Origin of the sequence: Sulfitobacter sp. 15WGC (genome assembly GCF_005068605.1) — a bacterium.
Classification (GTDB): Bacteria; Pseudomonadota; Alphaproteobacteria; order Rhodobacterales; family Rhodobacteraceae; genus Sulfitobacter; species Sulfitobacter faviae.
Map to the genome: position 1 here is coordinate 1 of NZ_SZNL01000036.1, position 13,760 is coordinate 13,760.

The following is a 13,760-nucleotide window of genomic DNA, read 5'->3' on the forward strand; positions in this document are numbered from 1 at the left end:
ACCCCGGCCGCCAACCGGGAGAACCTCCGATGTAGTCTCCATGGAGAAAATCCAGTCCAACAATCAACAGGGTCCAATGAACCCATCACCATGACAGACGGAAGGTGGGCGGCAGGAAACGCTTACAAAACATTGACCGCATCATAGACCACGACGCATAACTGAGGGTGGGTCAAATCTCGGTGAAAATACCGGGTCAGTTCTCAGTGACAATCAACAGTCATAAAAGGTGCCTCCAATCGCTGCGGGCCTAAAATATCGCTCGCCTTGCGAGTTCATCGTAACCTAACCACTTAGGTGTCCAGTGAAACGGGGGCGGTCCAATATCCAACTTTCGTGAGTAGAAACTTCTTAGAAATTACGGGGCTGAAATATGGTACGACTTTTGGAGCCGAGGAAACCGTCGTTCCTAACTTATCCTATAAGGTATAGTTTATGAAAAGAATCATTCCTCAAAATGTGCATCCAGCTCAGTATATAAACTTTGCAGATGATAGCCCGATAGATCCAAAATAGGTTCATACATGAATGAGTTTAGGTGGATGTTTTCAGGTGTCATCAGCTGAACTTTTTGCATACAAGAGAGCAAATCAGCATTGGCGTCAGGTCTTCCTCGATACCGCTTGATCAACTTGTTCGTCTGATTCTTTTTGAGTGCTGCAACCCATTCTGGTTCAGCAATCTTTTGGATTAGAACGCGTTCAGCCCTAATTCTAATTACCATCGATATTGCGATTTTGTCTTCAAGAGACAGCTCATCCGGGTTCTTGGCGAGAATAGCTGTAACGGCACCTTCAATCAGGTTGAGCACAGGTTCTTCCGTTGCTTCAAAATCAGTGTATGAACCTGGTTGGAGAACTTTCTGATACTCATCCCGAAGGTTGGTCATTGTGATGGCATCACTTCCTGGCTTGATATGCAGCAAGCCAGTTAACATATTGAAAGATTCTTCATTCCCAGTGTACTCCGCCAAATTTCTAACAAATGGGATTGACGCTATCAGAATTACGGGGTCGTCCAGGTGATCCTTCCAGTGGATGAAGGGGTTTTCCGATAGGCTATCTGTAACAAGGGAAAGAGAGTTTTGACCTCGACTGCACAAAACTTTATTCGCACCCCAAATCCCTAGCCTGCCTTTGATAGTTCTGTAGAAGTCAAAATTGTGAGTCAAAACGATTAAGTGAAAATTATCATCATCTTGAATATCAGATAGATATTCAATAATCGCATATTTGTTTTTATAGTCGAATGAATCAGCGATGTCATCGAACACAAAAAACGTCTCGATCCCTCCAGATTTTCGGGCCTCAACTTCGAAAATTATGTTTAGAATATAAAGAGCCCGTTTTTCTCCATTGCTAAGGACTTTATCCAAAACTTCGCGCGACGTTTTCCTTTCCTCGCCTTCAATGGTATCTTTAAAATAGAATGCTAACTGCGGAGCCTTACTGTTGAGTATGGCATCGCTTTTGTTTTCCACTCGCACCTCAAATGGTACAGAAAATCTCTTATTAAATAGGCTAACAACAGCTTCCCATCGGGTCTGTTCAGCCTCTGCTTCTGTGATGATCTCACTTAACCGATCTTCACTAGAATCATACTCTGAAACTAGAGATAAATAATCAGACTGAGCCTCAACTAGATAAGAAATCCAAACTTTTTGCTTGAACTGATCAATATCCTTAAGCTCTGGAACAATGTAGGGATTTTCGACTAAATATTCTCGAAGAGCTCGAAGCTCAGCAGTTGAGATAGATTTCTCAACTTTCTCAAATTTTTCTCTCAAGGTTGGATCAGAAAGAATCGTATCTTTTTCATTCTGAATTTCCGCAACGAGATCAGCTTCAGTAGATATCTCTAGTTCTGCATCACTATGCTTTAAATTAACTGAATGGCCACCCTCAAACCACCCGTTAGCAGTAAGGTTCTTAGCGATAACTTCAGCATTACTATGGTTGAAAACCCCCTTCTTAAAGTAGCGTGATTTATCTACTAACGTCTCATAAGTTTCTGTATAGTCACCAATAATCTCTTGGATGTCAGCGTCTTGCAGGAATGCAATCGCCTTCGGGCTAAAAATCATTTTGTATTTCAACTTTGAGAACTCAGCGTGAGCGCCCTTTTTTACTTCTCGATCAAGTCGAGCCAGCGCTGGTATTAGACCAGATGGATTAACCTTAAAAGCATCTGCGAAAGCAATTTCAACGTCTTTAGAAATACCAGACTGTTTCTTTAGGTTTTTTGTAAGAGTCTCAAGCTTCAGCGCAATTGATGCAAAAATGGCGTCATACTCATTCTTCAAAGCATCACTTGCCAGCAGTGTTGATATACGCTCAGACTTGTATTTCTCATTTATTGACTCAATTACGAAAATTGCGCCAGGTGCTACCTTTTTCCCAGTTTCGTCGATAACGTCACATCTTGGTTCTCTCTCAGGGAACATCAGATCAGAGGGCGTCTGTTTTTGAGAATAATCTTGAAGCGATTTTGCTAGAGATGTCTTCATCGTACCATTGGGCGCATAAACGGCAACGGGCATATTGTTGTTTGAGAAATCAAAGATGTGTTGAAGAGCCGAAATACCATAGCAGTGTTCGAAATGTATTTGTAGTTTATTCATACTACACCACCCACAAGTTATCCTGGAACGCTGTCTGAAGCTCGAACTTCTTTGTCGTATCGAGCGCAGCCTTTAGGACGATGAGTTGCTCATCACTGTGAGCCTTCAGCGTTTCGATGGTTGCCCCATCGAGCTGCCCGTCCAGGCACAGGATTGCGTCTTTGTCGTTGCCGGTGAGCCGGTAGACCGCATTTGACGTGAAAGCGTCGAGACGCTCAAGCGTATAGAACAGGCCGAAGCCGTTCTTGAGCGCAATCTCGGTCACAACACCGTGGAACTCATCCTCTCCGAAAAGCCGTAGCTGCGCCGCCGCAGCCAGATGCTCTTCAAGTGCCATTATATTCTCAGCTTCGGTTTTCTCGGAGGCGGGAGTGAAGGTATTTTGAGAAAAGTGACTATAGGTCAGCTTGAGCGCTCGATACCCAGTATCTACGAACGCTGAGCTATGCTCATCCCGTATATTAACGCCTGCTCTCTTTGCTCGCTCGAAGGTGATATCGGAGATTTTCTTGTATCCAGCTTTATAGGCCTCAGTCTTTTCTTCCGTGAACTCTGGCACCTGAACTAAGACGTATTTCCTGTTGCCATTGTCTTGAGCGTTGATCTTCATGACTGCTTCCGCCGTGGCTCCTGAACCTGCGAAAAAGTCCATGATGATATCATCATCACTTGCGTTTGGAGCAATGTGGATACACCGTTCGATCATTGGAACGGGCTTAGGAAAGTCGAATACCTTCACACCCCCAAACAGCGTTCGCAGATCGCGAGCCGCTTTCTTGTTCCCATCAAGATCGTTCCAGAGTGGTGAGGGGCGTTTGGTGCGGCCTTCAAGGTAGTACTTTACGTATGGCCACCAAATTTCATTATCGCCCCGCTTTGTTTTCTTCCACAAAATATAGTTGTCTTTGAGCAGGCGGTCATACGCCTTTTTGTCAAAGCGCCATGTGCTCTCATAGCCTGCTGGGGCTATCGGTAACACATCTCCACCATCGGGGTCTTGGACGGGATAGAATAGATTTGGTCGATCTTCTCGCCTATCATTGGAGCCCGTCTTGCGCATTTGGTCATAGGCATATTTACCTCTGTCATCTTCGTTTTCGAAGCGCTTGAGGTCCTTTGGTGTCAAAGGGATACCACTCAAGTCAAAGGTCGCATCCTTTCCGTAAGCTAACAGAAAGTCGAACGATGATCCGAGGCCTCCACTATCCTGGCCGGTCGTTTGACCCGTTGCCCGACAAACAACTCCAAGGAAATTTTCTTCTCCCAAAACCTCATTCAAGAGCTGCCGTAGATTGTGCATTTCGTGATCATCAATTGACACGAAAACCACGCCATCTTCGCGCAACAGGTTTCTGGCAAGCGCAAGTCGAGCTTGCATCATGTTCAGCCAGTTGGAATGCACCTTGCCTGTGGCTTCGCCCACAGCCCGAAGGCGAATACCTTCCTTAACCGTTCCGTTCTTTTGCCAGTACGCTTTGAGACTATCTGAAAAATCATCTGGATAGATGAAGTCATTGCCAGTGTTGTATGGTGGGTCGATATAGATGCACTTTACCTTCTCAAAGTAGCTTGCTTGAAGCAGCTTCAGGACTTCGAGATTGTCCCCTTCGATGATCAGGTTCTGGCTTGTGTTGTCCGCAAGGGTTTCCCCTGTTTTATTACGTGTCCCGTCCGCGTTCACACTGCGCTCTGGGTCATAGACCAGAGTGGCCTTGCTTGGAGCGAAAGCAAAGCGCTTGGACTGAGCCTTGCCCGCCCACTCGAAACGGAAGCGTTCCGTTACATGGCCGACCTCATCTGCCATAAGCTGGCGTAGGGCTTTCTCATCGAGCGCCCCTTCTCCATCGAAAAGATCGGGAAACAGGCGACGAAGCTCTTCAAGGCGGGCTTCGCGACCATCGGGTGAGGTGAGTGCAATCTGATTTGGTTCTTGTTCTTGGCTCATGGGTTCTAGCGATTAAAAAATGTTTCCCCGACACGTTCGCGGGCTTTGTCATCAAAGGAAGCCAGGTCTTCGACTGGCGCGAGATAGCCTTTGAGGCCAATGGCTTCGAAATGCCTCACTGCGCAGCGAATTTTGAGCTTTTCCTCTTCCTTGAGTTTTTCGAATTCCTTCGCGCCCTTTGTCTCTACCGTGAAGTAGAAATCGGAGCTGGCTGCCTCATCATCGAGGTCCGTCTTCTGGATCACGAGCGCGAAGTCTGGGTTGTAGGTTCCACCGAAGGGCATCGGAATTTTATAGGCTGATGGTAGCTTGAGGAAGACACGCACGATGTTTTCCGCATCGAGTGCCCCAGCGAAGCGTTTCTCTACATCGCTGTCGTAGATGAGCCGGTCATAGAGGCCACGCTTGGGCGTTTCGACGGTCGGAAGTACCGTCTCGATTTCTTCCTCAAGCAGCTCGAGCGGATGAGCGTCCCCCGTTGGTTCATATTTGACCAGGCGGACCATCTCATTCGCCATGACGTTCTTGATCCGCTTTGCTCCTTCCGCAAGGAAGTGCATAGGGTTCTTGGCAAGTTGGCGTTTTGCCGTATCCGAGAGACCGGTGAGGATTTTCGCAGCCGTCACCTCTGAGAGAGCCGTGTTTCTAGCGAGCTCTCCTACGACATCGACTTGAGCCATTACACCGCGTACCTGAGCCCGGGTCGAGCCCCCTGCCCTATCTGTGACATCCCCCTCCTCATCGAACTTGTCCCAATAGGTCATAGAGACTTCGAGGCGGTTCTCGTCTACTACGATGGTAGAGAGCTTTTCGATACTCTTCTCAATCAAGTCAGCTTCACTGAAATGGACCCGGCACTTAGTTTTCTGAGCGATAAGCGCCCAGAGAGCCTTAAAGTCGTCGGTATCGAAACGACCTGTGCGGGTGATTTTTACGGGCGTCTTGTTAAGGTCGCGCGTTGGTGGTTTCTTCGACCCCTTCCCAAGCTCTTCGCGAAGTTCTTCCTGATAAGTGCTGGCGAAGGCATGATAGCTTTGGTTTGCTACCACCGTGAGAAGGTTCACTTCCTGCCCTTCCTTGGTGCCTTCAGGATCGCGGTACCGCGTCCCATCCTGCTTCACGCAAAGACGCAGCCCGCGTCCGATTTCCTGGCGCTTCTTAATTCTGCTTTCGCTTTCATTAAGCGTACAAATCGTAAAGACATTTGGGTTATCCCAACCAACCCCAAGGGCAGAGTGCGAGAAGATAAACTCAAGCGGTTCGTCAAAGGACAGAAGAGTTCCCTTGTCACGCAAAATCTTGTCGTAGATTTCCTTGTTGGTTGCCATAGAGCGCTCACTATCCGTGAACTCCCCGGCGCTCGTCTGAGCGAAGTATCCGTTGTGAACCTCAGCAACATTTTCTGGTGCGCGCCCAAATTTTCCCTCAAAGATCGCCGTGTACTCTTCAACGAAGAGTCGACGAATGAGACCGTCTTCGAGCACATAGTTGGCTACACGGTCTATGAAGAAGAGTGAAATTGGTTTAATGCCGAGCGGAACCACTCGCTCTTTGTGCTTGAAATGGGCTTGAATGGCGCGACGGATTTGCTCACGGAAGATTGCTTCTTTATCAGTGCCGTGCCCCCTTCCCTCTTCAAGCTGCTCGCCGTTGGTGAATTTGACGTAAGCGTCACCGTCGAAGATGTCGGTTGTCCCAATGTCTTCGACCACCCAACCGTGATACACAGGGTTCTTCGTCTTATCCTCTAAGTCATCCCCACGTTTTACCGTGAAGGCCTTCGACTTGAAGTCGCCGCCAACCAGACGCTGGTTGAGCTGAAGTGTTGCAGTAGGCTCTTTGTTCCCGTTTAGTTTGATTTTCCGAAACTCAATTGAGACGTTGCTCTGCGTGTTACTCTCATGGATCGAAAGCACCCCAATCTTCTTAACAAGACCACGGTTGTAGGCATCGTAGGGTGTAAGCTGGTAGACGATGTTCTTCGGGGTTCGGTGTGTTGCAGAAAAGCGAAGCTTGAAGAGCGGATTGAAAGCTGCAAGGCGCTTTTGCATGTTCTCGGTATCCATCCCCTCTTGGGGTTCATCCATAATGATGATGGGCTGCACCTGTTGCAGCATCTCGAGCAGGTTTCCCCCGTCTCGCTCTTCGTCGTTGATAATCTTCCTGTCCGAGTCGAAGGCCTGTTTGTTCATCACCATGATGGAGAGATGGTTTGATACACAGAACCCGCGCACCTGGGGAAGCTTCCTTGAATCGTACTCAATGACCTCTGCCACCGTCGCGTAGAGCTCAGAGAAGTGCTGTTTCGTTTGCCGAAGCTGCGTGAGCGTTCCTTCACGGATTGCCACACTTGGAACCACAATCAAAAATTTATGTAGCCCGTAGCGCCGGTTCAGTTCGAAAATGGTACGAAGATAAACGTAAGTTTTCCCAGTCCCTGTCTCCATCTCGATGGTGAAGTCAGGTTCCTCACAGAATGCTGGCTCTTCGACGCTATTTTCCTTCGCAACCGTTTTGGCATTCGAATACCAGTCATCTGGTGGAAGCTTGAGAATATTCCGCGACACTTCCCCATTCCAAAACCGCTCTTCGGGGCGCGTGTACGGAGCACCCTCGAACACTTTGACGATTGCGTCCACCGCTTCTCGTTGGTGTGCTAGGTTCGGTTCGAAGAGGAATTTCATAGACAACACGTTCTTGGTTAAGATGCTGGAAGCCAGCACAAGATATTGTGGCGATTATACGAATAGACGCCACTTTTCAAAATCAAAGTCGCCCCTCCCCCGCCCTACGCTCAGAACGGAAAAACTTTGCGTTTTCCGGATTATCCGTATAATGTGGATATTACCCCTTAAACACAAGGCTTATGAACATGAAGACCATAACCGCATCGGTCGCGAGCAAGGAGTTCGGGCGCTACCTGGACGCCGCACAGCGCGAGCCAGTGATAGTCACCAAGAAAAACCGCCCTGTGGCGGTTACGGTGTCATTTCAGGACTGGGAGGAGCTGACCAAGCTTCGCATCGAGCGCGGCATCGCCCAAGGGCTTGATGATATCGAGAATGGACGCTTCGAAGAGGTCAGCGATGCCAGCACAGCGGCCCGCCTTGCCCACTTCAAGGATCGTGATCCAAGCGACGCATGAAGGTAGTAATGACGCAGACCGCAAGCGAAAGCTTGTGGCCAATTTACTTGTATCACTCGGACTACTCGCAGGACTACGCCGAGGCCTTTCAGTACGAGATTGACCGCTTCATCTTGGAACACCTGAGCAGCAATCCCCTGCTCGGGCACCTCTACCATGAGCCGCGCGGTATCCGGCGTCTGATTTTTCAGAAGCGCTACAACATCTACTACACGTTCAGGGACAACACCGTCTTCGTACTGCTTGTTTTCGATGGACGGATGGGGATCAATCAGGACATCGAAGAGCATGGGATCGATACCGATAAACTCATTAAGTAAATCGATAATTTCTGCTGGTTGAAGCAAAATATATGGACATATTCCTTTGAAATCATCCATACCGTAGGGTACCAATCGTTAGGCATCAGTACTTTACGGTATAATACCCTACCATGAGGTACCTTAGGATATCATACCGTACTGTTGCGTAGCCGATACAAACCATGCAAAGAGTACCATACTTTGTGCAGGAAATTCGAGGAATCTAAATGCCCGTGATATCGTTCGCCACATCAAAGGGGGGAGCCGGCAAGACAACATCTGCCATTGTACTCGGAACTGAGTTGGCTGAAGGTACCGAGGTGATCATGATCGACGCTGACCCAGCGAAGAGATTGACGAGGTGGTCTTCGCTCGCACCTCTTCCGCCATCGGTAAAAGTTGTTAGGAGTCAAGGAGAGCGTTTCATTCAGGATGAAATCTCTGATGCTCAGCGCGAAGCATCATTTGTCCTGATCGACTTAGAAGGCTCTGCAAGCCGTCTTACTTCTTTTGCAATTGCTGAGTCAGATCTCGTTATTATTCCTTCTGGGGAGGAGCAGCAGGATGCAGATGCCGCGATTGAAACCTTAGCTGAGATCGAAATGGAAGGCAGGGCACGTCGTCGGGCCATTCCGTCAGCCATCCTCTTTGCAAGAACATCGGCTGCTGTGAAAAGCAAACTTGAGAAACATATTCATCGAGAGTTGATGAAAGTCGGGCGAGTAATGAAGACTGAACTTCACCGTCGAACAGCGTTCTCATCACTTCATAATGCTGGGGGGGGGGCTTCGCCAGTTAGACCCAGCTGACGTGAACGGGATCGAAAAAGCTTTGATCAACGCACAAGCCTATACTTCCGAAGTAATCGATATACTTGAGGAGACCCATCATGCCGAAGCCGCTGGATCTTGACCGTTTGAAGAAATTTGACAACCGCTCGGCAGCAAAAGCTGACTTGGATCCGGTTGGTGATCGGGAAGGGCAAGTCACCGAACGGTGGCCAAGCCGCGAGCCTCTTAGAGATGGTCAAATCAGTATTAAAGCACCTCTCGATGTGCTGGATCGGTTTAAGCGCATCTGTAAGGACGATCGTCGGACTTATGCAGACATGCTTGGTATTCTTATGGACCTTTACGAAGGCAGATAGTCACTCTGTCTGGGCTGAGTGCGGAGTTTTTAAAAGGTAGTGGTGTTTATATGTGTTTGATTCAGTGTTACGGGCCTAGAAAACGTTCCTAACCATTCAGAATAGCTGAAGAATAACACTTCTTCAGTTCCTAATACCCCGAACTTCGGTTCCTAATACCCCGAATTATGGTTCCTGATGTCCGCGTAGTAACATAGGCTTTATAAGCAAAAATTCGGGGAGGTTCCTGATCCCCCGAATTATGCCCTTGACCTAGGTTCCTGATACCCCGAATGTCCGAACATGTCCGTTCCTAATCCCCCGAATCTTTTGGATCAGCTACTTCCTGATCGGCATCCGCAAGCAGATTTCTTTATTTGTGATGTCGCCGATGCCGTACTGAAGGATCTGATGCCGAGCATGGAGCATCCGTTCTATGCGCTCAGCAAAAAGCCGGACACGGCCGTCCGTCGGTATGAGCATGAAGGTAAATGGCTTGAGGTGATTCCGAGCGTGAAAGGTCAGGCGACCATCTACGACAAAGACATCCTTATCTATGTGGTGTCTCAGATTATGCATAGGCTGAATCGTGGTGAACGTGTCGAACGCCGGCTGCGCTTCAATCCGCGTGACCTGCTAATTTTTGTGAATAGGGGCACTGGTGGCAAAGACTATGGTGCATTTTGTGAAGCGATTGATCGCCTCATGGGAACCGTCATTAAGACGAATATCACCACTGCCGGTCCTGATGGAGAGCTACCCATCGGTGATGAAGAGCGGTTAGGATGGTTCCATCTCATTGAAAAGGCGCACATTCAGCGAAAGAATAACGCTGAAGATGGGCGTATTATGTGGGCAGAGATCGAGATAAGTGAGTGGATATTCAACAGTATCCGCCGGAAATCTGTTCTGACCCTACATCGTGATTATTTTCGACTGAGAAAGCCTATTGAACGACGTGTCTATGAGATAGCACGGAAGATGTGCGGCTCCCAAACTTCGTTTGAGATCGGCTTGAACAAGCTTCTAAAAAGAACAGGGGCTCGAACCGAACTTAAGAGATTTCGACATACACTTAAGGAAATTGCGACCCATAATCATTTGCCGGACTACCTCGTCACGTTTGACGAGGTCCGGGACGTTGTCGTGTTTCAGAGTCGTGGGACTGTAGTTTCTCTAAATGGGAAGAATGGGCCTGAAATTGGGGTGCTTAAGCCAGAGACCTACGAGCGAGCACGGGCAGCAGCGCCTGGTTGGGATGTGCGTGTTCTCGAGCAGGAATGGCGTATGTGGGCCGGTGAGGTTCCAAAAAATGCTGACGCGGCCTTCGTTGGTTTTTGTAAGAAACGCTTTGCAACGAAGGGCCGCCCATAATTTCGGGGTATCAGGAACCTGATAGCCGAAGGACGCAGCTCTGAACACCTAGTTAGCCGTAATTATTACGGTTCTGATCTACTGGCGTGCAATGGAGCTCAACCGCATTGCAGTCTTATCTTCAGCTCAAAATGGTGAGGGTCAACTTGCCCTAGAGGCCCGCCGCTTTCGTTAAATTCACCCGAAATCTGTCACGTCTGCGCTGGTAGCGGCGGGTCATCTCGGCCGAAGCGTGTCCGAGCTGTCTTTGAACAAAGCGTTCATCGACCTCAGCAGAGCTGGCTAGACCGGCGCGTAGCGAATGGCCGGAGTACAGCGCGAGGCGGTCCTTTTCAGGCAGCTCGGAACGAACACCGGCGTCCAGGACAGTGCGCTTGATCAGACGTGCGATATGCTTGTCGTTCAGCCGAACCTCAGATGCGCGTTTGCCATCGCGCGAGGTGCGCACAAAGACTGGCCCGAAATCATTCCTGGCGAAGTGCAACCATTGCTCGAGCGCATGCACCGGGCAGGTCTGTTCCGAGGACCCACGGCCGATCTCGACCTCGCGCCAGCCGGTCTTGGCATTGAGAGTGAGTAGGGCACCCTCGTCGAAGGTCTCGATCCAACCACCTGAATCCGGTGTGTCGTCTTTGTGGACATCCAAGTTGACGATCTCGGACCGACGCAGACCGCCCGCATAGCCAAGGAGCAGGATGGCCCGGTCTCGCAGGCCGCGCAGGTCGAAAGGAAGGGTGTTCACCATCGCGAGGATATCCTCGGCCAGGATTGCTTCTTTCTGTACCGGGGCGCGCGCATGCTTGCGCTTAATCCCGGCGAGCACTGGCGCGATGTGCCGATCCTTTCGGTCCAGGGTGAACCCATGTTGTGCGTAATGCCACGCGAGGCCGGACAGGCGGCGCTCGATCGTGGAAACAGATAGAGGAGGCGTGGCTCCAGTCGGGTCGGCCAGGTCGGTCAGGTAGAGGCCGATCATCTCGGGTGAGGGGGGCAGGGTGGGCGTGCCTTTCAGGCGGCACCAGCGTGCAAAATGTTTCCAGTCTGCGGCGTAAGCCTTGTTGGTGTTCTCTGCTGTCGAGCCCTTGGCATAGTCGCGCGCCATATCAATCAGCCGATCAAGTGTGCCGGAGCCCGCCACAAAGGAGGGGAGAGACAGAGCTTCGCCGGATTCAGCATCGCTCTCGTTGTCTTCGCTACGGGAAGACCCACTTTGCGCCTCTGAGCGCGGTTTTCGGTTGTATTTCGGCATGTTGTTGAGCATATTTTGTAGCGTCCGATAATTCAACCTTATTGGACATATATACAAGCGCCAAGGTGGGGCGGTTTGCGCTTTCATCGATAGCCTAAAGCGCCGCGATGATGTAAGCTTCGCGCATGAATTTTGCCCAACCAGATCACAGCGGAGACCTTGATACGCTACCTCGGTTGCCTGAATGGGTCACCTCCACGCGTTCTGGAACCCTTGAAGATATGGCCTTTTTGTCGGGCGCGGCCCTGAACCACCTGCATCTCTTGATGGCGCGGGACGACGTGCCTGTGACGTTAATACGCGCCCGGCTGGCTCTACGGGCGGCGGAAGCTTGCGTCAGGTTTTCGGGCCGACCGGAGCGGGCGGGGGAGTTGCGCGACGCGGTTTATTTTCTGCGCCCCGGCGACTTGCCCGGTCCGGCGGGCGCAACCTGTCTGGCCTGGCGTCGCGCCGTGGAACGGCCGCTGTCGATCAAGGCTCTGGGCCGAGCCTTGCCGACCCTCGAGCCGAGCCAGATCGCGACGTGGCTTGATGCGGGGAAAGGGGCGCCGGTGACCCGGGCCGCGATGGCGCTGGAAGCCGTTCTGCGCGAGGCGCCACGTGCCGAAAGTCCAGCATTGATCCTCGCCGATGCCGCTCTCGCGAAAGCACTCGGTTGGGATCGCATTGTGCCGCTGCTGGCGGCTGGCATTAAACGCGTGGATCTACGTAAGCAGGGCGAGGAATTGCGGCTGGCCTGTCATCGGGCGCTTATCGCCTCGGGGGTCGAGGTAGTGCGTCTTTCTGCTGACCTCGCGCGGCGGGCGGCGCATCTGAAGGCGGTTGCGCCCAAACTTCGCGCCAAGGGGGCAGGGAAAGCGGTGCAGATGTTCCTGACCCGCGACGCCGTGGCACCTTCGGCCTTGCCTTTGCCGGATCGCGCCGCGCGGCGGCTCTGTGACAGGCTGGTCGACCTCGGCGCGGTGCGCGAACTGACCGGCCGCGACACCTTCCGGCTCTATGGGGGGTAGCGATGGTCAGGAATCCTCCCGAACCGGAGCTTGACCGTGAGTTGCCCGACCTGCCGCCAGACTTGCGGTGGCGGGAATGGATACGGCGGATCGAAGCGGTGCTCTTTTCCTCTGCCTCCCCGGTGCCGCGCAACGAGCTGGCGCGCGTGGTGGGGCAGGGGGCGTCGGTCGATCTGCTGGTCGAGGATCTGGCCGTCGATCTGGGTGGCCGCGCGTTCGAAGTTGCTAAGGTGGCGGGGGGCTGGATGATGCGCACACGATCTGCCTATGCCCCCGCGATCCGCGCGGCGGCGGATGTTGGAGAACAGCTGTTGGACCTAAATGAATTCGACGTCGCGGTGCTGGCGGCCATTGCTTACCATCAGCCGATCACTCGTGACGGGCTGAAGAATATTTTTGGTAAAGAGATCAGTCGCGATTTGATTGGCCGCTTACATGCGCGCGATTTGATCGGAACGGGTCCACGATTACCTCAGAGAGGGGCACCTTACACGTTTGTGACGACAGAGCAGTTTTTGATCGCGTTTGATCTTGAGAGCTTGCGAGACCTTCCGGACAAGGAACAATTGTCAGATGCCGGTTTAAGCGTAGACAACGGGGAAGCTGGGTGAATAGACGTTACTCGAGCTGTTTGCCTTGTGAATGGTTTTGGCCTAAGCAACTTTAGGGGGTCGGGTGACTCCCTGTTCTACTGAGGCTTGTATTCCCATGGGCCTCGCCAAACTGCGGCGGCCTCCGACCATTCCCTGGCATCTGGGGTCGTCGCTTTTCTTTCTCTATAGAATGGGAACGTCTGATCTATCACGTTGCTCGCGGTGATTTCTGATCAATCGGGTATTGATTTCGCGGGTGAGGTTTGACTTAGGGTCAGGATTCATAACCAATAAATGACGAGAGCCGCGAGCGCGATGGCAGAGAGAAACACCTTAGGGCAACGGTCATAACGGGTCGCGACACGCCTCCAATCCTTAAGCCTACCGAACATGATT

General features: G+C 51.2%; 11 protein-coding genes and 1 pseudogene. 7 read left to right on the plus strand and 5 right to left on the minus strand.

Going from position 1 to position 13,760, the window contains the following annotated elements:
- Nucleotides 1-445: 445 nt before the first annotated feature.
- From FCK22_RS17415 to FCK22_RS17425, 3 genes are read right to left on the minus strand one after another with little or no spacing between them, the layout of a single operon-like run.
- Entirely contained in the window at nt 446-2,620 is a 2,175-nt protein-coding gene (locus tag FCK22_RS17415; protein ID WP_136720705.1) for a hypothetical protein, read from the minus strand.
- 1 nt (nt 2,621) lies between these two features.
- Nucleotides 2,622-4,565 carry a site-specific DNA-methyltransferase gene (locus FCK22_RS17420; protein ID WP_136720706.1) on the minus strand — a complete coding sequence of 648 codons (1,944 nt, stop codon included), beginning with the start codon at nt 4,563-4,565 and terminating at the stop codon, nt 2,622-2,624.
- Between the two features lie 5 nt (nt 4,566-4,570).
- Nucleotides 4,571-7,249 (minus strand): DEAD/DEAH box helicase family protein, encoded by a 2,679-nt coding sequence (locus tag FCK22_RS17425; RefSeq protein ID WP_136720707.1) that lies wholly within the window; start codon nt 7,247-7,249, stop codon nt 4,571-4,573.
- A gap of 188 nt (nt 7,250-7,437) precedes the next feature.
- On the opposite strand from FCK22_RS17425, the gene FCK22_RS17430 reads away from it, so the two are divergent.
- The 5 genes from FCK22_RS17430 (at nt 7,438) to FCK22_RS17450 (ending at nt 10,512) form a co-directional block, all read left to right on the plus strand.
- Entirely contained in the window at nt 7,438-7,710 is a 273-nt protein-coding gene (locus FCK22_RS17430) for a type II toxin-antitoxin system Phd/YefM family antitoxin (protein ID WP_211243588.1), read from the plus strand.
- A gap of 8 nt (nt 7,711-7,718) precedes the next feature.
- Nucleotides 7,719-8,030, plus strand: coding sequence for a type II toxin-antitoxin system RelE/ParE family toxin (locus FCK22_RS17435; RefSeq protein WP_136720709.1), 312 nt, complete (start codon nt 7,719-7,721; stop codon nt 8,028-8,030).
- A gap of 209 nt (nt 8,031-8,239) precedes the next feature.
- Nucleotides 8,240-8,821, plus strand: a complete 582-nt coding sequence (locus FCK22_RS17440; protein ID WP_136720710.1) for a ParA family protein — start codon at nt 8,240-8,242, stop codon at nt 8,819-8,821.
- 80 nt (nt 8,822-8,901) lie between these two features.
- Nucleotides 8,902-9,159 carry a hypothetical protein gene (locus tag FCK22_RS17445; RefSeq protein WP_136720711.1) on the plus strand — a complete coding sequence of 86 codons (258 nt, stop codon included), beginning with the start codon at nt 8,902-8,904 and terminating at the stop codon, nt 9,157-9,159.
- 282 nt (nt 9,160-9,441) lie between these two features.
- Entirely contained in the window at nt 9,442-10,512 is a 1,071-nt protein-coding gene (locus FCK22_RS17450; protein WP_136720712.1) for a replication initiator protein A, read from the plus strand.
- Between the two features lie 151 nt (nt 10,513-10,663).
- Here FCK22_RS17450 and FCK22_RS17455 read toward each other — a convergent pair whose 3' ends face one another.
- A complete protein-coding gene (locus FCK22_RS17455) occupies nt 10,664-11,773 on the minus strand; it encodes a tyrosine-type recombinase/integrase (protein WP_136720715.1) in 1,110 nt (369 codons plus the stop codon).
- Between the two features lie 113 nt (nt 11,774-11,886).
- On the opposite strand from FCK22_RS17455, the gene FCK22_RS17460 reads away from it, so the two are divergent.
- Nucleotides 11,887-12,771, plus strand: a complete 885-nt coding sequence (locus tag FCK22_RS17460; protein ID WP_136720713.1) for a DUF1403 family protein — start codon at nt 11,887-11,889, stop codon at nt 12,769-12,771.
- 2 nt (nt 12,772-12,773) lie between these two features.
- A complete protein-coding gene (locus FCK22_RS17465; RefSeq protein WP_136720714.1) occupies nt 12,774-13,382 on the plus strand; it encodes an SMC-Scp complex subunit ScpB in 609 nt (202 codons plus the stop codon).
- A 263-nt stretch (nt 13,383-13,645) separates the two neighbouring features.
- Here the strand turns inward: FCK22_RS17465 and FCK22_RS17470 are convergent.
- Nucleotides 13,646-13,760: pseudogene (locus FCK22_RS17470) on the minus strand (IS5/IS1182 family transposase); the annotation flags it as partial.